The organism is Rhodoligotrophos defluvii (assembly GCF_005281615.1).
Classification (GTDB): domain Bacteria; phylum Pseudomonadota; class Alphaproteobacteria; order Rhizobiales; family Im1; genus Rhodoligotrophos; species Rhodoligotrophos defluvii.
Genome location: NZ_SZZM01000008.1, coordinates 84,036 through 109,019, shown reverse-complemented (window position 1 = coordinate 109,019; position 24,984 = coordinate 84,036). Strand labels below are relative to the sequence as shown.

The window sequence follows — 24,984 nt, the reverse complement described above, 5'->3', positions numbered from 1 at the left end:
CAAAAAATCTGCAAAACGCGGCCGGCTTTTCGAGGAAAGCGCTTCGCGACCGGGCGAAAACTCTAACCTTTATAGTAGGTTAGGTGGTGGGCGCACATGGACTCGAACCATGGACCCGCTGATTAAGAGTCAGCTGCTCTACCAACTGAGCTATGCGCCCGCCAGATCGCCGTGAAGCTTGGCTGTCTAACAAATGCGCCCTGCCCTGTCCAGTTCAAGATAGCGGATTTGCTGATCCGCGCTCGGGGGGCCACGAAACGCACCGCCCGCACGACGATTGCTGTTGCATGTGGGAAGCAGGATCTTTCAAGCTTACAACAATCTCTCTCGCGTCATCTTCTATAAACGAATTGTCTTTTACGGTCGTAATTGATGCGTTGTGGCGTGGGGAGGTCGCATTGGCACTTCGGTCAACTGTCGCGGTTTTGATGGTGGCACTCGCCACCGCAAACCTGTCGCTGCGCACGGCAGCGGCCCAGCAACCCGCATCGCCACCGCCCAGCGTTCAGGTCGCCGCGGTCAAAGCCGAGGATGTGACGAGAACCGCCGAGTTCGTCGGCCGTGTCGAGGCGATCCAGCAGGTCGACATTCACCCCCGTGTCGAAGGCTTCATCAAGGCCGTTCAATTCACCGAAGGCAGCATGGTCAAGAAGGACCAGCCGCTCTTCCTCATCGACCCCAGCACCTACGAGGCGGCGCTGGAGACCGCAACCGCCGCAGTCCAGCAGGCTCAGGCCCAGCTTGCCGCCGCTCAGGCCAAGGCGACGGAGGCCACGCTGCAGTACCAGCGCATGGCTCAGCTGCGCAAATCCGGCACGATTGCGCAGGCGCGGCTGGATGAGGCCACGGCCCAGAAGAACGAGGCGGACGCCGGCGTCCAGCAGGCGGAAGCCGCAATCGCCCAGGCCAAAGCCCAGCAGCTCTCCGCTCGGCTCAATCTCGGCTTCACCAAGATCGCCTCGCCGATCAACGGCCAGATCGGCAAGGCGAACCAGACGGTCGGCAATCTGGTCGCCCCCTCTTCCAGCACCCTGGCCACCGTCGTCCAGACAGACCCGATCAGGGTCGCCTTCGCGGTCTCCGACGTCGATTACCTCAGGGTGGTGGAGCAGATGTCCAAAGGCGCCGTCTCCACCGGCGAGTTCGTGCCCTATATCAAGCTCGCCGACGGCGCGACCTATGCCCACCCCGGCAAGATCACCTTCGCCAACAACACGATCGATCCGAATACCGGCACCATCGTCGTCCGCGCCGACTTCAAGAATCCCGATCGGTTTCTGGTCCCGGGCCAGTTCGTGAACGTCACCGTCCAGGTGGGCGAGAAGCAGAGCCTGCCTGTCGTGCCCGGCGAGGCGGTCATGCAGGACGTGAACGGTCCTTATGTCTTCGTGCTCGGCCAGAACAACCGCGCCGAGGAACGCCGCATCACCACCGCCCAGCGCACGGGCAGCGGCTGGGCCGTGAGCAAGGGCCTCACCTCCGGCGAGGTGATCATCGTGGGCGGCCTGCAGAAGATCAGCGCCGGCACGGTGGTGAACCCGATCAATTCTGTGTCCGGAAGCTGATCGATGATTTCCGGCATCTTCATCGACCGGCCGAAGCTGGCCATGGTCATCGCCATCGTGATGACCCTGGCCGGCCTGCTCGCGCTGCTCAACATACCGGTCTCGCAATATCCGAACATCACCCCGCCGGTCGTGCAGGTCAGCGCCACCTACCCCGGCGCAGATGCCGAAACCTTGGCCGAAACCGTGGCCGCACCCATCGAGGAGCAGGTGAACGGCGTCGAGAACATGATCTACATGTCCTCGGTGAGCACCTCGAGCGGCGTCTACACCCTGAGCGTCAGCTTCGAGATCGGCACCGATCCCGACATTGCCCAGGTCAATGTGCAGAACCGACTGGCGCTCGCCCAGCCCAACCTGCCGGCCATCGTCAACACCCTGGGCGTGAGCGTGAACACGCAGCAGCCCGGCTTCCTGCAGGTGGTGGCGATCTATTCGCCCTCCGGCGCCTATGACGAGCTGTTCCTGTCGAACTTCACCTCGATCAATGTTCGCGACCCCCTCTCCCGCGTGAACGGCGTCGGCAGCGCGTCTCTCTTCGGGGAGATGGACTATTCCATGCGCGTCTGGCTCGACCCGGTGAAGATGGCCTCGCTCGCCATCTCGCCCAACGATGTGGACCGGGCCATCAAATCGCAGAACGTGCAGGCCGCGGCCGGCCTGATCGGCGCGCCGCCCATCGCCGACCAGCAGGCGCTGCAGTACAACGTCACCGCCCTCGGCCGCCTGTCCACGGCCGAGGAATTCGGCAATATCATCCTGCGCACCGCCGCTGACGGCGCCGTGGTGCGTATCCGCGACATCGCCCGCGTGGAGCTCGGCTCGGCGAGCTATTCCTCCACCAGTGCGTTCAATGGCCGGCCAGCCGCGGTGCTCGCCATCTACCAGGCGCCGGATGCCAATGCGCTGTCGGTCGCGCAAGGGGTACGTGCCGAGCTCGACCGCCTCAAGAGCCGCTTCCCCGGCGATCTCACCTATGAGGTCGTCTACGACTCCACCGCCTTCGTCTCCGCCACCATTCACGAGATCATCGAGACCCTGGTGATCACCGCCATCATCGTGCTGGTGGTGGTTTTCGTCTTCCTTCAGGATCTGCGCGCAACCCTTATCCCTGCCTTCACCATTCCGGTTTCGCTGATCACCACCTTCGCGGTGCTGCTGGCGCTCGGCTACTCCGCCAACACGGTAACCCTGTTCGCCCTGATCCTGGCGATCGGCCTCGTGGTCGACGACGCCATCGTCGTGGTCGAAAACGTCCAGCGCTTGATGGAAGAGAACCCCAACCTCGACCGCAAGCAAGCAACCCGCGAGGCCATGCGCCAGGTCACCGGCCCCATCATCTCCACCACCCTGGTGCTCATCGCGGTCTTCGCACCGGTCGCCTTCCTGCCCGGCGTCACCGGCCAACTCTATCGCCAGTTTGCGGTAACCATCACCACCGCCGTGACCCTGTCGGCCATCAACGCGCTAACGCTCAGCCCCGCCTTGTGCGCAACCGTTCTGCGTCCGCCGCGCGAGGCCAGAGGCGGCCCGTTCAAGTGGTTCAACGCAGGGCTCGACCGCACCCGCAACGGCTATGTCCGCCTGGTCGGAGCCCTGGGTCGACGCGCGGTCATTGCCGGCGTCATCGTTCTTGCGGCGGGCGCTGCGGCCGCCTGGCTGTTCGAAAGGACGCCCACCGCCTTCATTCCGACCGAGGACCAGGGCGCCCTGTTCGTCAACGTCCAGCTGCCGGACGCTGCATCCCTCCCCCGCACCACGGCCGTGCTGCAGCGGGTCCAGGAGATCGCGAAGGAAACGCCGGGCGTAGCAAACGTGATCACCGTGTCGGGCTACAGCATGCTGGCCAGCGCCCTCTCGACCAATGCCGGCCTGGCGGTCGTGGTCTTCAAGCCTTGGGATGAGCGCGACACGCCGGCGCTCCGCCTCGGCGGCATCTATCAGCATCTCAAGGGCGCCTTTGAGCAGATCGTCGAAGCTTCGGTGCTCGCCTTCCCGCCGCCGGCCATTCCTGGCGTCGGCTCGACCGGCGGCTTCGATTTCCGTCTCGAGGCATTGTCCGGTCAGTCGCCCGACGAATTGGCCTCAGTCATGCGTTCCTTCATCGTTGCCGCCAATGGCGATCCGCGCATCGGCTCGGCCTACTCCACCTTTTCCGCCTCCGTCCCCCAGCTCTACCTCGATGTGGATCGAGTGAAGACAGAGAGCATGAAGGTGCCGATCTCCGACCTGTTCTCCACGTTGCAGGCCCAGCTCGGCTCTCTGTTCGTCAACAATTTCAACCTGTACGGGCGTACCTACCAGGTCAATATCGAGGCCGACCAGCAATTCCGCACCGTCCCGGACGACGTCCTCAACCTCTATGTGCGCAACACCGATGGCGACATGGTGCCCGTGCGCACATTGGCCAGCATCGACACGACGTTCGGGCCGAGCCTGCTCAGCCGCTACAACCTGTTCACCGCCGCGACCATCAATGGCGATGCGGCACCGGGACATTCGTCCGGCGAAGCCATGGCAGCCCTTGAAGAGATCGCAGCCAAGACGCTCCCCCAGGGCTACTCCTATGAATGGTCGAGCATGTCCTACCAGGAGGCGACCGCCTCGGGTCAGGTGATCGTAATCTTCGCCCTGGCCCTCGTGTTCGGCTATCTCTTCCTGGTTGGCCAGTACGAAAGCTGGACCATCCCCCTGGCGGTGATCACGTCCGTCGTCGTGGCGGTGCTCGGCGCCGTGGCCTCCATCCATTTCGTCGGCCTCGCCAACAACATCTACTGCCAGATCGGCCTGGTGCTGCTCATCGGCCTTGCCGCCAAGAACGCGATCCTCATCGTGGAATTCGCCAAGGAGCAGCGCGAAGCTGGCCTGTCCAGGCTGGAAGCGGCCATGGCTGGAGCGCATATGCGCTTCCGCGCCGTGCTGATGACCGCCATCGCCTTCATCCTCGGCGTCGTGCCCATGGTGCTGGCCACGGGGGCAGGAGCGGCCAGCCGCGTCTCCATGGGCGTGACCGTGCTCGGCGGCATGACAGCCGCCACCCTGTTCGGCATCATTTTGATCCCGGCGCTCTACGTCCTGTTCCAATGGGCCGGCGACAAGCTGAGCGGTGTGCAGGACGAGCCGCACACGACGCCTCCCGCAGGATCGGCATCGCCGCCGCAGGGCGCCAAAGCCGGCTAAAACCGCATGCGGGCCGCCTTTTCGGGCGGCAGGATCCGACCGATGACCTCGAACAGCTCGCGGCGGCGGAACGGTTTCGGCAAGACCGCATGCGCCCCAAGCGCTGCCGCATAGCGCAGGAGGTCCCCCTCCTGCTTCAACGCGCCGCCGGAGATGGCGAGGATGACGACATCCGGATGGCGCTCGCGCAGGCTCAGGATCAGCTCTATCCCTTCCACCTCGGGCATGACGATATCGGATATGACGAGGTCGGGCCGCTCCACCTCGAGCAATGCCAGAGCTTCACGGCCATCGGCCGCGCTCTCCACCGCAAAGCCCGCCGCCTCCATGATCGACACCAAGGTCTCCCGCACCACCCGGTCGTCATCCACCACCAGACAGCGCAGCGGCACGTCTTCGGAACGAGCCGTCATGGCAAGACGTCCTCCAGCTGGCCAGCAACGGCTACGCCGTTTCGAGGCAGGATGACTTCGAAGGTCGTGCCTTGCCCGGGCTGGCTCGTGACGGCGATTGACCCCTCATGGGCGGTGACGATGCCGTGCACCACCGAGAGCCCGAGACCGGTGCCTTTGCCGATTGGCTTGGTGGTGAAGAAGGGGTCGAATATCCGGCCCATCTCCTCCGGCCCGATGCCGCAGCCCGTGTCCCTCACCCGTAGGCGCAGCTTGTCGCCGCCATCGCCGCCCACTTCGTCGAGGCCAATGAACAGCCGGCCGGTTCCCGCCATAGCATCGGCTGCGTTGCTGGCAAGATTGAGCAGCACCCGCGACAGCAGCGCTCCACTCATGTCGACCAGGCCGAGGTCCCGCTTGATCCGTGTCCTCAGGTCGATGCCGGGCGGCAAGACGGCGCGGATCATCGGCAGGGTCGACGCAATGACCTGTGCCGGGTCGCAGCACTCGCGCGATCCCGCCTTTTCCCGGGTAAAATCGAGAAGGTCGCGCAGCAGCGCTGCGCCCCGCTCGGCGCCCTCGAGAATGGTCTGAGCGTCCTTGCGGTCGGCCCCCGGCGGCAATGTCTCTGCAAGGCGCTCGGCCAGCACGATGACCGGCAAGAGAATATTGTTCAGGTCATGGGCGATGCCGCTGGCCAGCCTGCTGACGGCCTCGAGCTTCTGCGCGGTGCGCAGCCGCTCTTCCTTTTGTCGAAGCTCCGCGAACAGAACCCGCTCCGCGACGATCTGCTTTTCGAGCTGCTCCTTCGCTGCGCTCAGCTCCGCCTGCAGCCGATAATCCTCGGTGATGTCCTGGACTGTACCGATCGCCACGTCGGGCCGGCCGCCGCGGCCCGCCACCCGCTCGCCGATCTCCCGGCAGATCCGCACGATGCCATCGCGGGCGAGCACCCGATAGACAACCTCATAGCGCTCCCCACCATCGTTGAAAGCCTGCTCGATGCGGGTGTATTCGGCAAGGTCGTCGGGGTGGATGAAGGCCTTGCCGCTCCTGTTGCTCTCCATGAATTCATCGAGCGTGACGCCGCAGATGCGGGCCAGGGTCTCCGAACATTCCAAGAAGCAGTCGCGCTGAAGATCCCAAACCCAGTAGCCGAGGCCCGCAAGCTCCGCCGAATGGGTGAGATGCCGGTTTGTGTGGCGGAGCTCGATCTCCGAGCGGGCCAGCGCCGAGACGTCGCTGGCAATTCCGCGATAACCGCCAGGTCGGCCGTGATCGTCGCAGAGTGGCAAGCCCGAGAGGCAGATCCACGTCTCGCCGTCGAGCGCATCCATGTAGCGATAGATGATGTCGGAGAAGGGCGCGCGGCGCTGCAGCGCCACGTCTATGGTGAGTTCCTGCAGCGGTTCAGCCGCGATCGCCTGCAAGATTTCCCCCAAGGTCGCGCCCAGGAGATAGTCCGCCAGGTCCACCGCCTCGACGCGCGGACTGTGCCCTTCCTGCCAGACAAGTCGGCCGGCCGCGTCGGTCTCCCACATCCAATGCGCCGAGAGCCGCGCGAGATCTCGGAAGCGGCTGGACAAGTCCGGCAATGTCGCAACTTTGCGGGACCGCATTGGCCGCATCTCCCTCGCTGGCGATACGGAGCGGCCAATCGCGCTCCAGCCGGATCTTCAGGAACAGGTCTTAACCAATCGTGAAATCCTGGGACAGGCGACGGATGGAACCGCAGGCAGCCGCCAGCTCACCCGCAAATTGCAGCCTCTTCGGCCGGCGCGCCGGCCGTTGCCAGGAACCGCCGCTGGCTGCCTTCGAGCACCAGGCTGGTCAGGCGTCCCGTCTTGAAGGCGCCGGTGTCGATTCCGATGCGGGCCGGCCGGACGACCGGCTCTGGCACGCGCGTGTGCCCGTGCACGACCACATAGGGGAGCGCGCCGTCATAAGAGAGAAACGGCTCACGGATGCTGATCAGGTCAACGGGGCTCTGACGGCCAAGCGGCAGGCCGGGCCGTATGCCCGCATGCACGAACAGGTAGTCGCCGATCACGGAATAAAGGGCGAGGCGTTTCAGGAATTCCAGATGGTCAGCCGGCAGCGCCTTCAAGAAATCCCGATGAAGCTCACGGTCGGGGCGCACCCGTCCCGCTGGGTCGGCGACCTGGACACCGTAGGAAGCCAGGGTGGCGCTGCCGCCGTAGCGCAGAAAAGTCGGCAACAAGCCCGGATCATCGAGATAGTTCAGCAGCAGCGCATCGTGATTGCCGCGCAAGAAAACGTGCCGGGCACCAAGCAGGGGCTGTGCTGCCAACCTCCCGATGACCTCGCGCGTTCCCGGCCCGCGATTGAGATAATCGCCCAGGAAAACAACGGTGCAATCCTCTCCGCCGAAGCTGTCCATGTCGGCCGCGATGAGCGCGAGCAGATCCTCCAGCAGGTCCGCACGCCCGTGAATATCGCCCACCGCATAGACGCGGGTCCCGTCCGGCACGCGGGCCGTCCCCTGCTCCGGCACGTCCGACGGATCCGTCGGTGACGAGGCTTGCGATGCGTTTTTGCAATTCAATGGAGCAGTACGGATCATTAAGTCGGTTGATGATAGTAGGACTGATCTAGACAATTCTTGAAAACCCTGGAAAATGAAGGCCTACGCCTTATGTTCACATGAAAACGCGCCAGCGTTAAAATCGTCGCAAAATTGCCTTTTCGAAGCCGGAACTCGGCCATTTCCCTAAGCTGCAATGGCGGCAACTCTGAACCGGCCCGCTGCAAAAATGGATCACTACCAGCTAACCGACTGAGTAACAAAGAGATTTTCGAATCGAGACACGCGACTACTAGCCTTGTATGCCAGTCTCAGAACAACATCTTTATAAGACTTCCGCATCATCCTGTGGCATGCTCCTAATGTGCAGGAAATCTGGAAGTCGACCAGAGCCTGTGGTTTTGAAAAGCGCAGACGACGAGCATTCATGAGCCAGACACTGCAAAGACTCCTCATTGTAGACCCAGACCACGAGGCTGGGAAGCAGCTGGTTTCGCTCGCGGGCCGCTATGATATTGAAGCGCGCGCTTTGACCACCGCTGCCGAATTCATCGAGCATTACTCCGGCTGGCAGCCGACGCTGATTTGCCTGAGCCTCAACCTCGTCGACATGGACGGAATCGAGCTGCTGCGCTGGCTGTCCAACAGCAACGACGAAGCAAGGGTCATCATAACCGGCGATGTAGACAAGAAGGTGCTGAACACCGCAGCGAGCCTGGCCGCCGCGCGCAATCTCGACGTGGTCGGCACGCTTCGCAAGCCCTTTGCCACTGACGACGTGTCCGCGCTGTTCGAGGCAACCCAGATGAAGCAGGAAGCGGTGACACTCCGCGAGATCGAGCAAGCCTTTGGACGGGGTGAGATCGTTCTGCGCTACCAGCCGAAGGTCAGCCTCGGCGATGAACGGGATCTGCCACTGCGAGGGGTGGAGGCGCTGGTTCGCTGGCATCACCCGGTCAGGGGCATTCTTTCTCCCGACCGCTTCCTCGGCGCCATCGCCGAGTTCGGATTGATGGGCCGCCTGACGGACCGGGTGATCGAGATCGCCTTTTCCGATCTCGCCCGTTGGACCTATCTCCCGGCCGACTTCACGATGGCGATCAACGTTCCGGGCGACCTGCTCAGCGATCTGGAGCTCCCGGACAAGATCGAGCAGCGTGCCCGAATGGCGGGCATCGATCCTCGGCGCGTGGTCATCGAGATTACGGAAAGCGTGGCGCTGGACGATCAGCCCACTACGCTCGACGTCCTGACCCGCATGCGCCTCAAAGGCTTTGCACTCGCCCTGGACGATTTCGGCACGGGCTATTCGTCCCTGGTCGAGCTTTATCGAATGCCGTTCAGCGAGATAAAGATCGACCGCTCCTTTGTGAGCCAGGTCGAACGAGACCAGGATGCACGCACGATTGTGCGGTCGATCGTCGGCCTCGGCCACAACTTGGGTCTGCGCGTCGTGGCCGAGGGTGTCGAAACATCCCGCATCCTCTCCTTCCTGAAGGAGATCGGCTGCGAAGAAGCCCAGGGCTACTTCATCACCGTACCCCTGTCGGCGGAAGGCTTCGAGAACTTCACGAGGCGATGGGCCAAGCGCAAGCCACCTCTGCGCGTCATCAGCGAGAACCCTGCTCGCCGGTCCAAGAACGCCGCTTACGCCTAGAACAAACAGATGGAAAAGGGACGCGTGGTCGCCCACGCATCCCTTGTTGCCGACGGCCGGAGAGAAGCCGGTCCACCGCCAGCCTTTGAGGCCGCGGTGCAACTGCGCGTCCCCTCGGACCGGCCGCTCAGCTGTACGGGCTATAGCACCGGTGCCTGCGACCGTCATAGCCCATATAGCTGTCGGTCGACGGATCATAGGACCGATAGCGGTCCTGACACCAGGCCACATGCGCACTCGAGCCGGCCGCGCGACCCGCCGCCCCGGCGATCGCACCGGCTATGCCGAGCCCCACGGCGGGGCCCACCCACCAGGGCGTGCGATAGTAATAGCCGCGGTGATAGTAGCCATAGCCCGGCCGCCTATGGCGATAGCGCGGTCCATGGTAGCGACGGTGATAGTCGCGATACCTGCGGCGGGACTGCACATGCTCAACCATGCCGTTGAACTCGCCAACGGTTGAAGCCTGGTTCAGCACTGCCCCTATGGGAGCAGCCGAAGCCTGCGGAGGCGTTCCGCCGAGAGCGGTAACGCCAGCCAGCAGCAGGCCTGCGGCGATCGTCATCGTTTTTCTAGCCATCCTCGGCTCCCTTGAGTAGGTTGCGTGATGCCCAGGGAAAGAGCGGAGGAATGGATTGGTTCCGCTTCTCGCCCATGCTGCCCACGTTCCTGAGAGCCAGCCTTAAAAAGCGATGACGCCGTCCGCCGCGTGTTCAGCGGATGGCCAGCAGCCACACCAGCATGAGCGCGCCAAGCGCGATGCGGTAATAGGCGAAAGGCGTGAAGCCGTAGCGTGAGATGAAATCCAGCACCGTACGCACCACCAGCAGCGCCGCGATGAACGCGGCGATGAAGCCGATGGCGATCACGCCCATGCCGTCGAGCGTCAGCACGTCCCGGTTCTTGAACAGGTCATAGGCGGTCGCGCCCAGCATGGTCGGAATGGCCACGAAGAAGCTGAATTCGGCCGCCGTTCTGCGCTCCACGCCCATCAGCAGCGATCCCAAGATCGTGGCGCCCGAGCGCGACACGCCCGGCACCAGCGCCAGGCATTGGAACAGGCCTATCCTCAGCGACAGCGATGCCGGAAAGTCCTCGACCCGCCGCCATTTCGGGATGTGCACCAGCCGCTCGACCGCCAGTATGGCAAAGCCCCCGAGAATGAGCGCGACGCACACCACCACCGGGTCGAACAGCACCGACTTGATGAAGCCGTGAATGGCCGCCCCAAGGATGGCCGACGGCAAGAAACCGAGGAAGATGGCGATGGCGAAGCGGCGTGCCGCAGCTTCATAGGGCAGGTCCACCAGCACGGCCCACAGCTTGTGGAAATAGACGCAGACCACCGCCAGAATGGCACCGAGCTGGATCGCCACCTCGAACACCCGGCCCGGCGGGCCCTGAAACCCCATCAGATCGCCCACCAGGATGAGGTGCCCGGTCGATGAGACGGGCAGAAACTCGGTAAGCCCTTCCACGACGCCGAGCAGAAGCGCTTCCAGCATGAGACTGATATTCACGGCACCCCCGAATCTACCCGGCCCCGAGCCAGCGCTGAATAGCCCGAGCATTCCCGTTAAACAACGCGTAAGATCGCCCCACGGGCCGCGGCGCCCGCAGGATAGAATGCCTGTTTACCGGGAACGAATGATTGCTCCGCTACGTTCTCTTCTGTCACCCAGGGAGATGGCCTGTGGCACCACGCGCAAACTGGAAGGGCTATTTGCAGATCGGCGAAGTGGTCTGCCCGGTGGCGCTGTATACGGCCGCCTCCACCTCGGAGCGTGTCTCCTTCCATACCATCAACCGCAAGACGGGTAACCGCGTGCGCCGGCAATATATTGACGAGAGCACGGGCAAGCCGGTCGAAACCGAGGACCAGGTCCGCGGCTATGAAGTGAGCAAGAACGATTACATCGTGCTCACGCCGGACGAGATCGCCAGCGCCGTCCCTGAAAGCAACAAGACGCTCGCCGTGGAGGCCTTCGTGCCGTGCAGCGAGGTGGACGAGGTCTATTTCGACCGCCCCTATTACCTGGCGCCCACCGGCCGCGCGGCGGAGGAAGCCTTTGCCGTGATCGTGGCGGGCCTCGAGGCCAAGAAAGTGGCGGCGCTCGCCCGCACCGTGCTGTTCCGGCGCCTCAGAACGGTGCTGATCCGCGCTCACGGCCCCGGTCTCATCGCCAATACGCTCAACTTCGATTACGAGGTCCGCTCTGCCGAGAACGCCTTCTCCGAGATTCCCGACGTCAAGATCACCAAGGATATGCTCGAGCTTGCCCGGCACATCATCGACACCAAGTCGGGCCACTTCGATCCCAAGACCTTCGATGATCGCTACGATGCCGCGCTCGCCGAGCTGGTGAAGGCGAAGATCGAAGGCAAGCCCCTGCCGAAGGCGAAGCCTCGCGAGGCCGCCAAGGTGGTGGATCTCATGGAGGCATTGCGGCAGAGCGCTGGACTGGCGGGCGGGAAGGCCCAAGCCGCAGGCAGCAAGCCCCGGAGCCGAGCCGGGAAGACGAGGGCCGCGGAGAAGCCCGCGGCGCGGCGGAAGGCAAGCTAAATGGCGCTCGAGACCTATCGGCGCAAGCGCGACTTCAGCGCCACGCCGGAACCCAAGGGCCGCAAAGCCAAGGCCGGCGGCAACAGCTTCGTGATCCAGAAACATGCGGCCAGGCGTCTTCACTATGACCTGAGGCTCGAGCTGGACGGGGTCCTGAAAAGCTGGGCGGTCACCCGTGGCCCCAGCCTGGTGCCGGGCGACAAGCGCCTGGCCGTGCAGGTGGAGGACCACCCGCTCGACTACGGCGATTTCGAGGGCACCATCCCCGCGGGCGAATATGGCGGCGGCACTGTTCTCGTATGGGACCGCGGCACCTGGACCCCTCTGTTCGATCCCCATGAGGGTCTGAAGAAAGGCCATCTTGAATTCGAGCTCAAAGGCGAGAAGCTCCACGGCCGCTGGCATCTCGTGCGCATGCACCGGCGCCCCGGCGAGAAGCGCGACAACTGGCTCTTGATCAAAGGCGAGGATGAGGCGGCACGCGAGGAGAACGATCCGGATATCCTCGAAGAGCAGCCGCAATCCGTGCTCACCGGCCGCTCCATTGACGAGATCAGCACCGAGCCGCCGGGCTGGTCCTCCAAGACCGGCCGCATCCGCCGTCACACCGGCAACGGAGCCGCCGAGGCTGAGAAGACGCCCCGCAAAAAGCGGGCGGCAGCCCAAGCAAAAGCGGCCAAGCCCGTCAAAAAGGCCGCCAAGGCCCGGAAAGCCGAGATGCCGGATTTCATCGACCCGGTGCTGGCCACCCTCGCCCCGCGCCCGCCCGGCGGCGATCGCTGGGTGCACGAGGTGAAGTTCGACGGGTACCGGCTGCAGGCCCGCATCGACGGGGAAGAGGTGAAGCTGCTCACCCGCCGCGGGCTCGACTGGACCGAGCGCTTCGGCGATGACCTTGCACAGGCTTTCCTCGATCTTCCGACCGAACAGGCTATTGTCGACGGCGAGCTCGTGGCCGAAGGCGCCGCCCGTGGCGCCGATTTCGCGACCCTGCAGGGCGATCTGAGCGAGGGACGCACGGACCGCTTCGCCTACTACGCCTTCGATCTGCTCTATCTCGATGGGCAGGACCTCCGCGACCGGCCGCTCATCGAGCGGAAGCAGACCTTGGCCGAGCTGCTGGCCAACGCGCCCCCAATCATTCGCTATAGCGACCATTTCGAAGAGAGTGGCGAGACGGTGTTGCGCCATGCCTGCCGCATGAGCCTCGAGGGCATCGTGTCGAAGCTGCGCGACGCGCCCTACCGCTCGGGCCGCTCCCGCATCTGGATCAAGGCCAAGTGCTCGGCACGGCAGGAATTCGTGATTGGCGGCTATGTGCTCTCGACCACCTCCCGCCGGGCGATCGGTTCGCTCGCCCTCGGCGTCTACGAGAATGGCGAGCTGCGTCACGTCGGCCGGGTCGGCACCGGCTTCACCGGCGAGCGCGCGGCCGAACTGTTCAAGCGCCTGCAGCCCTTGCGCATAAACAAGCCCGCCTTCGCCGGCAAGCTGGCGGCGGAGGAAGCCCGGGGCCTCATTCCCGTGCGTCCGGAACTGGTGTGCGAGATCGAATTCCGCGGCTGGACGGGCGATGGCCATTTGCGCCATGCCGCGTTCCAGGGCTTGCGCGACGACAAGGCGCCGGAGGAGGTGGTGCGGGAGGATGGCGCGGCACCCGCCCCGGACCTGCCGCACAGCACGGTATCGCTGACCCACCCGGACCGGCTTTACTGGCCGGACATGGGCGTGACCAAGCAGGGTCTTGCCGACTACTACGCGCAAGTCTGGACCTTTATGGAGCCCTTCGTCGTCGGCCGGCCGCTGGCGCTGCTGCGCTGCCCCGGGGGCATCCGCGAGGAGTGCTTCTTCCAGAAGCATGCCTGGAAGGGTCTGAACCCCAACATCGTTCTGTTCGATGACCCCGAGGACAAGAGCGACGAGCCGCTGATCAGCATCGACAGCTTCGACGGGTTGGTGGGCCTGGTGCAGGGGGGCGTGCTCGAAATCCATCCCTGGGGATCGACCGTGAAGGACCTTGAGCGGCCGGACACGATCATCCTCGATCTCGATCCGGGTCCGGGCGTGCCTTGGAGCGAGGTGATCGCTGCGGCCGAGGAGGTGCGCCAGAGGCTGATCGATGCCGGCCTCGCGCCTTTCGTCAAGACCACCGGCGGGAAGGGTCTGCATGTCACCGCGCCGCTGAAGCCCAAGGCCGATTGGACCGCGGTGAAGGCCTTCACCAAGTCCATCGCCGATGCCATGGTCGCCGATGCGCCCGAGCGCTTTGTGGCAACGATCACCAAATCCAAGCGCCGCGGAAAGATCCTGGTGGACTATTTGCGCAATGGCCGCGGGGCCACGGCGGTTGCGGCCTATTCCACCCGCGCCCGGCCGGGGGCCGCCGTGTCCATGCCGCTCGACTGGAGCGAGCTCACCCCCGCCATCGGGCCCGCCCATTTCACCGTGGCCAACACCCCTGCCCGCGTGAGCGCATTCGCCCCTGACCCCTGGGCCGATTTCCGCAAGGCCGCCGTGCCGCTGGACGTGAAGCGCAAGAAGCGGAACTGAGTCGAGTTGCGCGCGTCAGCGCTTGCTTTTCTTGCCCTCGGTTTCCAGGCTGCGCCGCAGGGCATCCACGATGCTCACCACATTGTCGGGCGCGGGCGCTTCCGGCTCGGCCTTGGCCTTGCGCCGCGGCTTGGCGGCCTGCTTCCGGCTGCGCTTCTTCTCCTCGATCATATCGAGCAGCCGATCCTGCACGGGGTCGCTCATCAGCTTCGCATCCCACGCCGTGGTGCGCTCTTCGATCAGCTTCTGCACCAGCCCCATGGCTGTCTTGTCCACGCGCGGCTTCTCGAGCTCCCCGAAATAATTGGCGGGATCGCGCACTTCGTCCCCATAGCGCAGGGTCCACAGCTCGATGCCCCGCTCGCGCGGCTTGAGCATCACCGCCCGCTCCCGCCGATAGAGCACGAGCCGGGCTATTCCCACTTTGTCGGTTGCCGCCATGGCATCGCGGATAACGGCGAAAGCCTCCGCGCTCACCTCGTCGTCGGGCCGCAGATAATGGGGCTTGTCGTACCAGATCCAGGGAATGTCCGAGGACGGTACGAACATGTCGATGTCGATCGTGCGCGTGCTCTCGAGCGCAACGGACTCGATCTCCTCGTCCTCCAGCAGCACATACTCGTCTTCGCCGCGCGGATAGCCCTTGACCGTATCCTCGTCCCCCACTGGTTTTCCGCTCTCCGAATCCACATATTGGCTGACGAGACGGTGTCCCGTCTTGGCATTGATCATGTGGAACCGCACCCGCTCGCTCTCGCTGGTCGCGGGCACCATCGCCACCCGGCACGTCACCAGGGAAAGCTTGAGATAGCCGGTCCAGAACGAGCGTGGCGCCATGATGGGCTCCGGATGGACGAGATTGCGTGCCAGCGAAATGCGACGGCACCGCGACGGGTTCCGCCGATCGGGCATGGGCGAGCGGACGCCCGGATCCGGGCGATTGTGGCTTGAATTGCTTTTCGTGTCGTTATCTTTCTTGTGTGGAGCCAGTCCCCTATTGACCCTCCGCGCCTGATCTCCTACCACTCACCCCGCTGGAGACGTGGCCGAGAGGCTGAAGGCGGCGGTTTGCTAAACCGTTATACGGTCAAAAGCCGTATCGAGGGTTCGAATCCCTCCGTCTCCGCCATTCCGGCTTCCATTGCGGCGAATTCCCTACGGTTTCGTAGTTTCTCCTCTGGAACTGGTACAAAGCAGCCATAAATTTGCCCCGCAAAACACCGCCCTACCTCTATTGCCGTAGCGTAGACGTTGCCCTAGGAGTATAGCCCGCACCTGGTGACAACGTATCCGCAACCCTATAAAGTACCAATATGCGCCAATTGCTAAGGCTTCATCCGGATTCATACTGTTCTGCGGCAACACGCATCGAAGTAGAGATTACGCGTCCGCATCCGACTATTCTGACCCTGTCCTATTTTGTCACCGGAAAAATGAGCGATATCCGTGTTTTCCCTGTTATTGAAAGCGCGCGCTGCGATGAGCTTTGGCGGCACACTTGCTTCGAGGCATTTGTCCGCGCTTGGTCGGGCAGCGAGTACTACGAATTCAACTTTGCACCTTCGACACAATGGGCGGCCTATCGGTTCAGCGACTACCGAAGCGGGATGGTTGTGGCGGACGAGATCAGCGCGCCTACGGTCAAGGTGCAATCTGCGCCGGACTGCCACACATTGCAGGTCTCGCTAGAATTGGATCGCTTGGGCTTGCCGCGTGAGAACCCATGGCGACTCGGTCTGTCGGCGCTGATCGAAGACATGAGTGGCCTCAAGTCATACTGGGCGCTGGCGCACCCACCCGGAAAGCCTGACTTTCATCACAAGGACTCCTTTGCGCATGAATTTTCTCCAGTGATGCAGCAACCATGAAATTCGGCATCGATCGCCTCATCGCAGAACCCGCTTTGCGCGCAACGCTCGCCGGCAGGCGCGTGGCGCTGGTCGCGCATCCCGCTTCCGTCACTGACGACCTGACGCACGCGCTGGATGCACTGGCAGCATGCGGCGACATCGAGCTCACCGCGGCCTTCGGTCCGCAGCACGGTCTGCGCGGCGACAAGCAAGACAACATGATCGAGTCGTCGGATTATAACGATCCGGTGCACGGCATTCCGATCTTTAGCCTTTATGGCGAGGTGCGAAAGCCGACGGATGCGATGATTGATGGATTAGATGTGATCCTGGTCGATCTGCAGGATCTGGGTTGTCGCATCTACACGTTCATCACGACGCTGCGCTATGTGCTCGAAGCGGCAGCGCAACATGGCAAGGCTATTTGGGTGCTGGACCGGCCTAACCCGGCGGGCCGGCCTGTTGAGGGCCTAACGCTGCGCCCCGGCTGGGAAAGCTTTGTCGGCGCCGGGCCGTTGCCGATGCGTCATGGGCTTACGCTCGGCGAGCTGGGTCTGTGGTTCATCAAGACGCTCAAGCTTGATGTCGAGTATCGGATTATCGATATGCAGGATTGGCAGCCCGACGCCGCGCCGGGTTTCGGATGGCCGTTGGGCGAGCGCGCCTGGATCAACCCCAGTCCCAACGCGCCGAACTTGTGGATGGCGCGCGCCTATGCGGGGACGGTGATGCTGGAGGGCACGACGCTCTCGGAGGGGCGCGGCACCACCCGGCCTTTAGAACTGTTCGGCGCGCCCGATATCGATGCGCGCGCAGTTATGAAGGAAATGGACTCCCTGGCTCCGCAGTGGCTCGGTGGTTGCCGCCTCCGTGAATGCTGGTTCGAACCCACGTTTCACAAACATGCGGGCCAGCTTTGCCACGGCGTGCAGATCCACACGGAAGCTCCTCATTACAATCATCAGACGTTCAAGCCCTGGCGCCTCCAGGCGCTCGCCTTTAAGGCGGTCCGCCGATTGTACCCGGACTACGCTCTGTGGCGCGATTTCCCCTACGAATACGAGCACGGCAAGCTCCCCATCGATGTCATCAACGGCGGCCCGTTATTGCGGGAATGGGTTGACGACGCGTTGGCGACGCCGCACGACCTCGACGTACTGGCGCAATCGGATGAGCAGGCGTGGGTCGCCCAGCGGCAGGAATACCTGCGCTACTAAAGCATTTTCAAGCGAAGTGGACACCGGTTCGCGTGAAGAAAATGCGACCAAGCAAGGACTTAGAGCGGTTCCGCGATTCGAAGAAAAGCGGAAACGCTCTAAAGGCCCGCGGACTTAATCGGTGCTGCCGCCGAGCCAGGTCGCAATCACTGTGAATTCCTCAGTGAGAGCAACGAGATCGGCCCGCGCGCCCGAAACAATCGCTCCGCGCTCGTTGTCCAGGCCAAGGAATTGCGCGGGTGTCAGCGAAGCGGCCCGCAGCGCGTCCTCTACGGGGACTTGGGCCAGCTTGACCGCGTTGCGCACCGCCGAGGCCATATCCAGGTGTGCGCCCGCCAGAGTGCCTTCTTCCGTGGTCAGCCGTCCGTCGGTCCGTTTGATGGTTCGGCCAGCCAGTTCGAAATGGTCCAACGACGTGCCGACCGTGGGCATCGCATCGGTGACCAGCACGATCCGCTCGGAACCCATCGCCATAAATGCGGCCTGGACCGAAACGGGATCAACATGGGTTCCGTCGACGATCAGACTCGCCGTCAGCCGGGGTTCCGCCAGCGCTGCGCCGATAATCCCCGGGGCGCGCGCGCTCAATGGTGGCATGGCATTGAACAAATGAGTGACGCCGGTTGCGCCGTCCGCGACGGCTTGCATGACAACGTCAGCGCTCGCCTCGCTGTGCCCGATCGAAATTCGCACACCAGAGGAGGCCAGCCTCCGGACAAAACCCGCCGGGACGCATTCGGGCGCCAAAGTCACCAATGACCTGCCGACGTCGGCGAGTTCGCACAATTGGTCCAGGTCGCCCGCAGCAGGTTGCGTGATCCGATCTGACGGGTGGGCGCCCGGACGCAGCGGACTGATGAAGGGCCCTTCCAGGTGCAGGCCGAGGATCCCTTCCCGGCCGACCGTCGCGCTAACCGCCGCGACGGCAGCCTTCATCTTCTCGCGCGTATCGGTGATCAGGGTCGGGAGGCACGCCGTCGTGCCATAGAGACGGTGCGCCCGGGCAATGGCGCGCACACCCTCGACGGTCGGCTGATCATTGAGGAGAACGCCGCCACCCCCGTTCACCTGCAAATCTATGAAACCAGGGGCAAGGAAGGCGCCGGCCGGGAGGCGCGTCTGCGGCCAATCGGAAGGAACCTCGCCCGGCGCCCCGAGCCCAACGATGCGGCCTGCCCGGATCAGCACCGCGGCGTCGGTGTGCCAGCCATAACCGTCAAAAACACGGTCGGCCAGGATGGCATGGCCGTCGGTGATTAAAGGATTGTTTCGATCTCGGCTCATATATTGTCCAGACGGGTGGATTGGTGCGCATCGAATCCATCTAGGATAAAGGATGCTCGTCGAAATACCCAGGGCCGGCACCATGTGCTGATAGGATACGAGCCGCGGTGCGATCAGACGCAAAGGCGGTTGCCAAGCTTCTGATTGTTAAGGCGACGAAGAAAACAGCATGGATCGATTGGTCATTCGCGGCGGCAAACGCATTGAAGGCTCGGTCCAGATCTGCGGAGCGAAGAACGCCGCTCTGCCGCAGATTGCCGCTTCGCTGCTCAGCTCCGAACCGCTGGAGTTGAGGAATGTTCCCGAGGTGACCGATGTCAACACCATGCTCTCGCTGATGCGGGAGTTTGGCGTGGTGGCAACCCATGGCGCTGGGCGGAATCTGGTGCTGGATGCCGGGGGTGCCCGCAACGCGCAGGCGCCCTACGAGCTGGTCCGGCGCATGCGCGCCAGCATTCTCGTGCTGGCGCCGATGCTGGCGCGTTTCGGTTCTGCGCGCGTGTCACTCCCCGGAGGCTGCGCAATCGGCGCGCGGCCGATCGACCAGCATCTCAAAGCGCTGGAGACGCTCGGAGCCAATGTCGAAATGGCAGGCGGTTACATTCACGCGCGGACCAATGGCAACGGGCTGCGCGGCAACCGCATCGTGCTCTCTTCGCCATCTGTGGGCGCGACCGAGACGGCGCTGATGGCGGCGGTCCTCGCACGCGGTGAAAGCGAGATCCTCAACGGGGCGCGCGATCCCGAAATCTCTGACCTCGCACTTTGCCTGGTTGCGATGGGGGCGCTCATCCAAGGGGTCGGGACGCATCGGATTTTGGTGCAGGGTGTGGATGCGCTCCATGGCGCCCGCCACGAACTGATCACCGATCGCATCGAGGCTGGGACTTACGCAGTCGCTGCGGCGATAACCGGCGGCCATCTTGAAATCCTCGGCGCCCATCTCGAGCACCTTGGCTCGGTCGTTGCGGTGCTGGAAAGCGCCGGCGCTCAAATCTGGCCGACCGATCGCGGCTTGATGGTCGTGCGCTCCGGCGCGCTAAAGGCCGTGGACGTGTCGACAGAGCCCTACCCGGGCTTTCCCACGGACCTGCAGGCGCAGTTCATGGCCTTGATGGCCATCGCATCGGGCGCATCGGTCATTCGCGAGACGGTGTTCGAGAGCCGGTTCATGCACGTGCCCGAGCTAGGGCGGCTCGGCGCCAACATCTCGCTGCAAGGCTCGACGGCGCTGGTCCGTGGGGTCGAGAGACTGCACGGCGCGGAAGTGATGGCAACCGACTTGCGCGCATCGGTGAGCCTGGTCCTCGCCGGCCTGGTCGCCGAAGGCGAAACGACCGTCAACCGTGTCTATCACCTCGATCGCGGCTATGAATCCCTCGACCGCAAGCTGGTGCAATGCGGTGCGGATATCCGGCGGGTCGCGGGATGACGGCGGCTTCGCAATCTCCACTGTTCATCGGCGTCGACGGTGGCGGCACGGGATGCCGTGCGCGCATTCAGAACGCGGAGGGACTCGTACTTGGGACCGGCATTGCCGGCCCGGCAACGTTGCGCGTCGGGATCGACCGCTCTCTTGCCGAAGTGGAAAAGGCTTGCCGCGCTGCGCTCCAAGAGGCCGGGCTCGGCTCCGACGCACTGAACTGGTTGCATGCTGGCGTCGGGCTTGCGGGCGTTGGCCGCAAAGGTGCGCTCGAAGAGCTCATGCATCGGCCGCATCCCTTCCGGTCCGTCGTTTATGTCAATGATGCGACGATCGCCTGCATTGGAGCCCATGGAGCCCGGGATGGCGGCATTGTCATCGTGGGAACGGGCAGCGTCGGCTTTGCTGTTGTAGGAGGACGCGAATTCCGGGTCGGCGGCTATGGCTTTCCCATTTCCGATGAGGGTAGCGGCGCCGACATCGGACTGCACGCAATCCGCTTGGCGTTGCGCGCCTATGACGAGCGTGCAATCGACAGCAGTCTCACGCGCGACGTCATGATGCGCTTCAATAATGATCCGTTCGAAGCCGTTGCCTGGATGGATCCGGCGACGGCCACGGACTATGCGACCTTCGCACCTCTCGTGATGCGACACGCGGATGGGGGAGACCCGGTCGCGCGACGGATTGTGCGGTACGCCGCGGAGCAGATCGACGAACTGGTGCGTCGGTTGTCAGAATGCGGTGCGTCCCGCATCGCCTTGCTGGGCGGACTCGCATCTCCGATGCAGCCGTGGCTGGCGCCAGATGTACAGCGCCGGCTGGTTCCCATCGAGGGCGATGCAGTGGATGGCGCCCTCGAGCTCGCCCGGCGGACCGCCATGGAGGCTTTGTGTCCCCGAACCGTTGGATAGGAATGATGCCGGCTGCGTTTACAACATAACCGGACAGGGTAATGCACACCGAGCAAATCAGTTCACGCTACGTTGACCTCGATTCTTGGTCTACAGCCGAGATAATCACCGCCATGTATGAAGGGCAGCTTTCTGCGGCGGCTGCGGTTCGCGGCGCCCTTGGCGCAATCGGCGCAGCCGTGGAGGACGCGGTCCCCGCACTGCAGCGAGGCGGCAGGATTGTTTACGCCGGAGCCGGCACGTCTGGACGGATCGGCGTGCAGGACGGAAGCGAGCTGCCGCCAACTTATGACTGGCCTCCCGAGCGTCTCGTGTTCGCCATGGCGGGGGGGCTTGATGCGCTCGTCCGAAGCGCCGAGGGAGCGGAAGACAACGAGGCCGCCGGCGCGCAAGCCATGACGGAAGCGAGAATTGTCGCTAACGACGTCGTCATCGGCGTCGCGGCGAGTGGCACAACGCCCTTTACGATCGGCGTCTTACGGGCGTCCAGCGCCGCGGGCGCCGTGACGATCGCGGTTGCGAATAACCCGGCCGCTCCTCTGTTCGAGGTTGCGCGCCATCGCATCCTCGCCGACACCGGAAGCGAAGTGATCGCCGGCTCGACCCGGATGAAGGCAGGCACCGCCCAAAAGATCGTGCTGAACCTATTCTCAACCGCCGTGATGGTGAAGATGGGCCGCGTCTATCGCGGGCTGATGGTGGACATGCGGGCCCGGAATGCCAAGCTGAGCCGGCGCGCAGAAGCCATTGTCGGCGAAATCGTCGGCTGCGGGAAAGGCGACGCCGCGCGCTATCTTGAACAAGCTGACCGAGACGTGAAGACGGCCATCCTTATCGGCTTCGGGATCGGCCGCAGCGAAGCCTCGCAGTTGCTCCAACGCCACGGGGGCAATCTGCGCTCCGCGATCAAAGAATGCACGGGGCAAGGATGACTGATCCGCAGATCGCGAGCGCGATGGCACGCGAAACCGCCGAAATCCCCGCGGTGGCCGAACGTCTTTTGGCCCGTACCGATCTGTTCAACGCGTTCGCAAGACGGATCAAGGACGCCAAGCCGCGCATTGTCGTTTTCTGTGGGCGCGGCAGCTCGGGTCATGTCGGTGTTTACCTGCGCTACCTGTTCGAAGCGCGCCTTGGCCTGCTCGCATCTGCCGCGGCCCCCTCTGTCGTGACCGCCTACCAGCGGTCGCCGGACATGAGTGGCGCCCTGTTCGTGGTTGTGTCGCAGTCCGGGCGCAGTCCCGATATTGTCACGGCCACCGAAATGGCACGCAAGTTTGGCGCGCTTACGCTTGCCATCGTCAACGACGAAAATTCTCCCGCAGCCGCTGCGTCAGAGTTGATCCTGCCGATCGGCGCGGGAGCGGAGCACTCCGTCGCGGCGACGAAGTCGGTCGTGCTGTCGATGATCGCGGGGGCGCGGTTGGTGGCGGCTCTAGCGCGCGACGACGATCTTACGGATTGCCTCCGTCATTTTCCGGGCCGCCTCTCCGCCGCGCTCGCGTGCGACTGGTCGCCATGGGCCGATTCTGTCGCTGGCGCGCCGGCGGCCTTTGTTGCTGGCCGGGGTTACGGTCTCGGTTGCGCTCGCGAGATCGCGCTCAAGGTGGCCGAACTCTTGCGGGTACCGGCTCTGGGCTATAGCGCGGCCGAGCTTCGACACGGGCCGCGCGCATCGATCACGCCATCGACCCCTGTCCTGATACTACGACAGAACGACCAGGCCGCTACCGCCGTCGATGACCTCGTCCGTGACCTGACCGACGCGGGCGAGAAGGCATTTATTGCCGGAGGAACGGAGGGGACGCTGCCCTGGATAGGCGACGGTCATCCGGTGGGAGATCCCGTCCTGATGCTGGTCCCAGCTTATCGCGCCATCGAGGCGGCGGCGCGACGGCGAGGCCTCGATCCCGACAATCCGCCCCACCTGAACAAGGTGACACGGACATTCTGAGGAGCGCCTAGCGCATCGACAACGCTAAAGTTTGGGCGAGCTTGCAATTAGCGCTCTGACCACGCGAGCCGACGAACAAAAATCAGCCACAAGTCGGTGATGGTGCATATCAGGTCTTCGTCACCCTGACCCCGCCGCGGACCTCGTGTCGGGTTCTCATCAGCGAACATTCGATCCGAGAGGGATGGAGTCATCAATAAAGTGCCGGATGCCCCGCGTCGTAGACTGAGTAGCACTTTAAAAAGCTGGTATATAGGGCATGTACTATGTCAAAAAGCTATCTGTGTTAACAAGTACTTAGGTTGGCTAGGTTGGCAGGTCGAATCCCTCCGTCTCCGCCACAACCTGTTTGAGCCCATCCTCGACCCTATATCCCGTCGCTTCGGCATTTCGCATAGGCCGCAAGTCGGTGTTTACCGCCTTGCGGGTAGCCTCGGCTGCTGCCGTTCTGGTGACCCGGCCAGCGAGCGGCGAGACAAGGGGGTCGTGAAATGCCGAAGCGCCAACGGCTTGGCGTCGCGATTGGTGGATTTGCCCTGGCGCTGCTGACCGCGAGCGCCATGGTGTCCGAGCCGGCTGCTCAGCCATCTGCGAAAGCGTCCTGCACGACGGGGTTTGTGGCGATCACCCCCGCTGCCCCGGCCTGCGGGGTCGCCTTGAGCAAATCAGGCAGGTTGACGGACCGTGGACGGGTCCTCGCCGACCCGCTCGCCGCATCCTTTGTGGAGGACGCAAGCGGCACACGGCCGGTCGCCGCTCGCAAGGTCGTGCTGTTTCCACCCTCCCCGTCCGGCCGCTTTCGGGTGATCCAGGCTTGCGATGGCGAGGGGTCCGATGCCCTATGCTGGTCGGTATTCGCCATGGATGCGAAACGCGCTCGGCTGCACAAGATCCAGGCCGGACATTATGGCCCGCTGCCTTGGCAAAGCTGGAGCCCGACCGAGCAGCATGTGGTGCTCGCCAGCAGCGAGGAGGGCGCGTGGTGGCTCCATGTGGTCGAGCCGGCGAGCGGCCGGTCGCGGAGCTTCCCCGACGAGGCAGCCCAGGTGGACTGGACAGTCGAGCCAAAGACGCTCGCCTGGACGGGGCCCCGCAGCTTTACCGTGGTCGCAAGGACATGCGGGCGCTGCCCACCGGTGCGGCAGGAGATCCGCTTCTAGAGCATTTTCGAGCGAAGAGGAAACTGGTACGCGAAGAAAATGCGACCCGCAAAACTTGAGACGCGGATCCGCGCTTCGAAGAAGAGCGGAAAACGCTCTAAGCCGGCTCAGGCTGGCGGGCGAGCGATGAGGCCATCAGCCACAGGTCGTGCCCGCCACGCCCCGGAGGGTGTCGTCCATCCGTTCGATCACCGCGTCATAGGCGCGCTTCTGGTCGCGCGGATAGCGCAGATGGAACTGATGCGCCATCGGAACGCCGCACACCTGCTTGAGCAAAACCTTGTAGTAGACGATCTGGCCGTCCCAATGCCCGGAGAACACGAACCAGCTCTTGCCACCCGCAATGTAGGTGATGCGTGTCCCTCGCGCCCTGGCGCCATCCGTCAGTTGCCGGCGGAACGCAGCAAAGCTCATGGAAGGCAGCGGCACGCTGTAAACAGCAATCTCGCCTGAACCATCGGCAGAGACCAGGCGGAGACCATCATTCCCCGCCTCGGGATCGGCACGAACGAAGCCGCGGGCGGGCACATCCACGCTCAGCCCCAGGCGGCCGTCGACATGCCGGCGCCACTCCGCCTGCGCCGCGGCGGGGACCACCGTGCCAAGGCACAGCACGGCAGCGAACAGCCAAGCACTCCAACCCGCGCAGGAATTGCGCGCCAACGGCACGGCCATCGTTTCCTCCCTACCAGAATGTCGCATGCAGCCAACGAGCAGCCCTCGCCCGCGG

The 24,984-nt window shown here is 63.8% G+C and carries 20 protein-coding genes and 2 tRNA genes; 13 read left to right on the top strand and 9 right to left on the bottom strand.

Translation table 11 applies throughout. The annotated features are described in order from the left end of the window. Nucleotides 1-84: 84 nt before the first annotated feature. Nucleotides 85-160, bottom strand: a tRNA-Lys gene (locus E4P09_RS24195). Nucleotides 161-398: 238 nt separating this feature from the next. On the opposite strand from E4P09_RS24195, the gene E4P09_RS24190 reads away from it, so the two are divergent. Next, nucleotides 399-1,565 (top strand): efflux RND transporter periplasmic adaptor subunit, encoded by a 1,167-nt coding sequence (locus E4P09_RS24190; RefSeq protein ID WP_170984620.1) that lies wholly within the window; start codon nucleotides 399-401, stop codon nucleotides 1,563-1,565. A gap of 3 nt (nucleotides 1,566-1,568) precedes the next feature. Beyond that, a complete protein-coding gene (locus E4P09_RS24185) occupies nucleotides 1,569-4,745 on the top strand; it encodes an efflux RND transporter permease subunit (RefSeq protein WP_137392227.1) in 3,177 nt (1,058 codons plus the stop codon). On the opposite strand, the gene E4P09_RS24180 is transcribed toward E4P09_RS24185, so the two are convergent. The 3 genes from E4P09_RS24180 to E4P09_RS24170 all read right to left on the bottom strand — a co-directional run bounded on the left by E4P09_RS24180 (nucleotide 4,742) and on the right by E4P09_RS24170 (nucleotide 7,628). After that, nucleotides 4,742-5,158: a response regulator gene (locus E4P09_RS24180; protein WP_137392226.1), complete on the bottom strand. Its 417-nt coding sequence runs from the start codon at nucleotides 5,156-5,158 to the stop codon at nucleotides 4,742-4,744. The genes E4P09_RS24185 and E4P09_RS24180 overlap by 4 nt on opposite strands. Next, a complete protein-coding gene (locus tag E4P09_RS24175) occupies nucleotides 5,155-6,756 on the bottom strand; it encodes a PAS domain-containing sensor histidine kinase (protein WP_170984619.1) in 1,602 nt (533 codons plus the stop codon). Before E4P09_RS24175 ends, E4P09_RS24180 begins: the two co-directional genes overlap by 4 nt. 128 nt (nucleotides 6,757-6,884) lie before the next feature. After that, the gene (locus E4P09_RS24170; protein WP_137392224.1) at nucleotides 6,885-7,628 is read right to left on the bottom strand and encodes a metallophosphoesterase; all 744 of its coding nucleotides are present in this window, start codon (nucleotides 7,626-7,628) and stop codon (nucleotides 6,885-6,887) included. A gap of 481 nt (nucleotides 7,629-8,109) precedes the next feature. On the opposite strand from E4P09_RS24170, the gene E4P09_RS24165 reads away from it, so the two are divergent. Beyond that, on the top strand, nucleotides 8,110-9,339 hold the full coding sequence (locus E4P09_RS24165) for an EAL domain-containing response regulator (RefSeq protein ID WP_137392223.1): 1,230 nt from the start codon (nucleotides 8,110-8,112) through the stop codon (nucleotides 9,337-9,339). A gap of 127 nt (nucleotides 9,340-9,466) precedes the next feature. Here E4P09_RS24165 and E4P09_RS24160 read toward each other — a convergent pair whose 3' ends face one another. Together E4P09_RS24160 and E4P09_RS24155 are read right to left on the bottom strand one after the other, a co-directional pair. Continuing rightward, a complete protein-coding gene (locus E4P09_RS24160) occupies nucleotides 9,467-9,919 on the bottom strand; it encodes a BA14K family protein (RefSeq protein ID WP_239025350.1) in 453 nt (150 codons plus the stop codon). Between the two features lie 133 nt (nucleotides 9,920-10,052). Further along, nucleotides 10,053-10,844, bottom strand: coding sequence for an undecaprenyl-diphosphate phosphatase (locus E4P09_RS24155; RefSeq protein WP_137392340.1), 792 nt, complete (start codon nucleotides 10,842-10,844; stop codon nucleotides 10,053-10,055). Nucleotides 10,845-11,032: 188 nt separating this feature from the next. On the opposite strand from E4P09_RS24155, the gene ku (E4P09_RS24150) reads away from it, so the two are divergent. Continuing rightward, nucleotides 11,033-11,902 carry a non-homologous end joining protein Ku gene (gene ku, locus E4P09_RS24150; RefSeq protein ID WP_137392222.1) on the top strand — a complete coding sequence of 290 codons (870 nt, stop codon included), beginning with the start codon at nucleotides 11,033-11,035 and terminating at the stop codon, nucleotides 11,900-11,902. Then, nucleotides 11,903-14,452 (top strand): DNA ligase D, encoded by a 2,550-nt coding sequence (ligD, locus tag E4P09_RS24145; RefSeq protein WP_137392221.1) that lies wholly within the window; start codon nucleotides 11,903-11,905, stop codon nucleotides 14,450-14,452. 15 nt (nucleotides 14,453-14,467) lie between these two features. On the opposite strand, the gene ku (E4P09_RS24140) is transcribed toward ligD, so the two are convergent. Then, nucleotides 14,468-15,289, bottom strand: coding sequence for a non-homologous end joining protein Ku (ku, locus tag E4P09_RS24140; protein WP_137392220.1), 822 nt, complete (start codon nucleotides 15,287-15,289; stop codon nucleotides 14,468-14,470). A gap of 199 nt (nucleotides 15,290-15,488) precedes the next feature. Between ku (E4P09_RS24140) and E4P09_RS24135 the strand changes: the two genes are divergently transcribed. From E4P09_RS24135 to E4P09_RS24125, 3 genes are all read left to right on the top strand, one after another. Continuing rightward, a tRNA-Ser gene (locus E4P09_RS24135) sits at nucleotides 15,489-15,581 on the top strand. 184 nt (nucleotides 15,582-15,765) lie between these two features. Then, the gene (locus tag E4P09_RS24130) at nucleotides 15,766-16,320 is read left to right on the top strand and encodes a DOMON-like domain-containing protein (RefSeq protein ID WP_137392219.1); all 555 of its coding nucleotides are present in this window, start codon (nucleotides 15,766-15,768) and stop codon (nucleotides 16,318-16,320) included. Then, nucleotides 16,317-17,519, top strand: a complete 1,203-nt coding sequence (locus tag E4P09_RS24125) for an exo-beta-N-acetylmuramidase NamZ family protein (RefSeq protein WP_137392218.1) — start codon at nucleotides 16,317-16,319, stop codon at nucleotides 17,517-17,519. The genes E4P09_RS24130 and E4P09_RS24125 overlap by 4 nt, the downstream gene beginning before the upstream one ends. 114 nt (nucleotides 17,520-17,633) lie before the next feature. Here the strand turns inward: E4P09_RS24125 and nagA are convergent, their stop codons facing one another. Then, nucleotides 17,634-18,803, bottom strand: a complete 1,170-nt coding sequence (nagA, locus tag E4P09_RS24120; protein ID WP_137392217.1) for an N-acetylglucosamine-6-phosphate deacetylase — start codon at nucleotides 18,801-18,803, stop codon at nucleotides 17,634-17,636. A gap of 169 nt (nucleotides 18,804-18,972) precedes the next feature. Here nagA and murA point away from each other — a divergent pair, with 169 nt between their 5' ends. From murA to E4P09_RS24095, 5 genes are all read left to right on the top strand, one after another. Beyond that, the gene (gene murA / locus E4P09_RS24115; protein ID WP_137392216.1) at nucleotides 18,973-20,235 is read left to right on the top strand and encodes a UDP-N-acetylglucosamine 1-carboxyvinyltransferase; all 1,263 of its coding nucleotides are present in this window, start codon (nucleotides 18,973-18,975) and stop codon (nucleotides 20,233-20,235) included. Beyond that, nucleotides 20,232-21,140 (top strand): glucosamine kinase nucleotide-binding domain-containing protein, encoded by a 909-nt coding sequence (locus E4P09_RS24110; RefSeq protein WP_137392215.1) that lies wholly within the window; start codon nucleotides 20,232-20,234, stop codon nucleotides 21,138-21,140. Before murA ends, E4P09_RS24110 begins: the two co-directional genes overlap by 4 nt. A gap of 41 nt (nucleotides 21,141-21,181) precedes the next feature. Next, nucleotides 21,182-22,072, top strand: a complete 891-nt coding sequence (locus E4P09_RS24105) for an N-acetylmuramic acid 6-phosphate etherase (protein ID WP_137392214.1) — start codon at nucleotides 21,182-21,184, stop codon at nucleotides 22,070-22,072. Then, entirely contained in the window at nucleotides 22,069-23,094 is a 1,026-nt protein-coding gene (locus E4P09_RS24100; protein ID WP_137392213.1) for an SIS domain-containing protein, read from the top strand. Before E4P09_RS24105 ends, E4P09_RS24100 begins: the two co-directional genes overlap by 4 nt. A 491-nt stretch (nucleotides 23,095-23,585) precedes the next feature. Next, nucleotides 23,586-24,254 (top strand): hypothetical protein, encoded by a 669-nt coding sequence (locus tag E4P09_RS24095; protein WP_137392212.1) that lies wholly within the window; start codon nucleotides 23,586-23,588, stop codon nucleotides 24,252-24,254. Nucleotides 24,255-24,389: 135 nt separating this feature from the next. Here the strand turns inward: E4P09_RS24095 and E4P09_RS24090 are convergent, their stop codons facing one another. Continuing rightward, nucleotides 24,390-24,929: a hypothetical protein gene (locus E4P09_RS24090; protein ID WP_137392211.1), complete on the bottom strand. Its 540-nt coding sequence runs from the start codon at nucleotides 24,927-24,929 to the stop codon at nucleotides 24,390-24,392. Nucleotides 24,930-24,984 lie beyond the last annotated feature (55 nt).

What these genes read in the sequence shown, in the direction of transcription:
- E4P09_RS24185 (WP_137392227.1), top strand. Translation starts at nt 1,569, where the DNA reads ATGATTTCCGGCATCTTCATCGACCGGCCGAAGCTGGCCATGGTCATC.
- E4P09_RS24180 (WP_137392226.1), bottom strand. Translation starts at nt 5,158, where the DNA reads ATGACGGCTCGTTCCGAAGACGTGCCGCTGCGCTGTCTGGTGGTGGAT.
- E4P09_RS24175 (WP_170984619.1), bottom strand. Translation starts at nt 6,756, where the DNA reads ATGCGGTCCCGCAAAGTTGCGACATTGCCGGACTTGTCCAGCCGCTTC.
- E4P09_RS24165 (WP_137392223.1), top strand. Translation starts at nt 8,110, where the DNA reads ATGAGCCAGACACTGCAAAGACTCCTCATTGTAGACCCAGACCACGAG.
- E4P09_RS24160 (WP_239025350.1), bottom strand. Translation starts at nt 9,919, where the DNA reads ATGGCTAGAAAAACGATGACGATCGCCGCAGGCCTGCTGCTGGCTGGC.
- E4P09_RS24155 (WP_137392340.1), bottom strand. Translation starts at nt 10,844, where the DNA reads ATGCTGGAAGCGCTTCTGCTCGGCGTCGTGGAAGGGCTTACCGAGTTT.
- ligD (WP_137392221.1), top strand. Translation starts at nt 11,903, where the DNA reads ATGGCGCTCGAGACCTATCGGCGCAAGCGCGACTTCAGCGCCACGCCG.
- ku (WP_137392220.1), bottom strand. Translation starts at nt 15,289, where the DNA reads ATGGCGCCACGCTCGTTCTGGACCGGCTATCTCAAGCTTTCCCTGGTG.
- E4P09_RS24130 (WP_137392219.1), top strand. Translation starts at nt 15,766, where the DNA reads ATGCGCCAATTGCTAAGGCTTCATCCGGATTCATACTGTTCTGCGGCA.
- E4P09_RS24125 (WP_137392218.1), top strand. Translation starts at nt 16,317, where the DNA reads ATGAAATTCGGCATCGATCGCCTCATCGCAGAACCCGCTTTGCGCGCA.
- nagA (WP_137392217.1), bottom strand. Translation starts at nt 18,803, where the DNA reads ATGAGCCGAGATCGAAACAATCCTTTAATCACCGACGGCCATGCCATC.
- murA (WP_137392216.1), top strand. Translation starts at nt 18,973, where the DNA reads ATGGATCGATTGGTCATTCGCGGCGGCAAACGCATTGAAGGCTCGGTC.
- E4P09_RS24110 (WP_137392215.1), top strand. Translation starts at nt 20,232, where the DNA reads ATGACGGCGGCTTCGCAATCTCCACTGTTCATCGGCGTCGACGGTGGC.
- E4P09_RS24105 (WP_137392214.1), top strand. Translation starts at nt 21,182, where the DNA reads ATGCACACCGAGCAAATCAGTTCACGCTACGTTGACCTCGATTCTTGG.
- E4P09_RS24100 (WP_137392213.1), top strand. Translation starts at nt 22,069, where the DNA reads ATGACTGATCCGCAGATCGCGAGCGCGATGGCACGCGAAACCGCCGAA.
- E4P09_RS24095 (WP_137392212.1), top strand. Translation starts at nt 23,586, where the DNA reads ATGCCGAAGCGCCAACGGCTTGGCGTCGCGATTGGTGGATTTGCCCTG.
- E4P09_RS24090 (WP_137392211.1), bottom strand. Translation starts at nt 24,929, where the DNA reads ATGGCCGTGCCGTTGGCGCGCAATTCCTGCGCGGGTTGGAGTGCTTGG.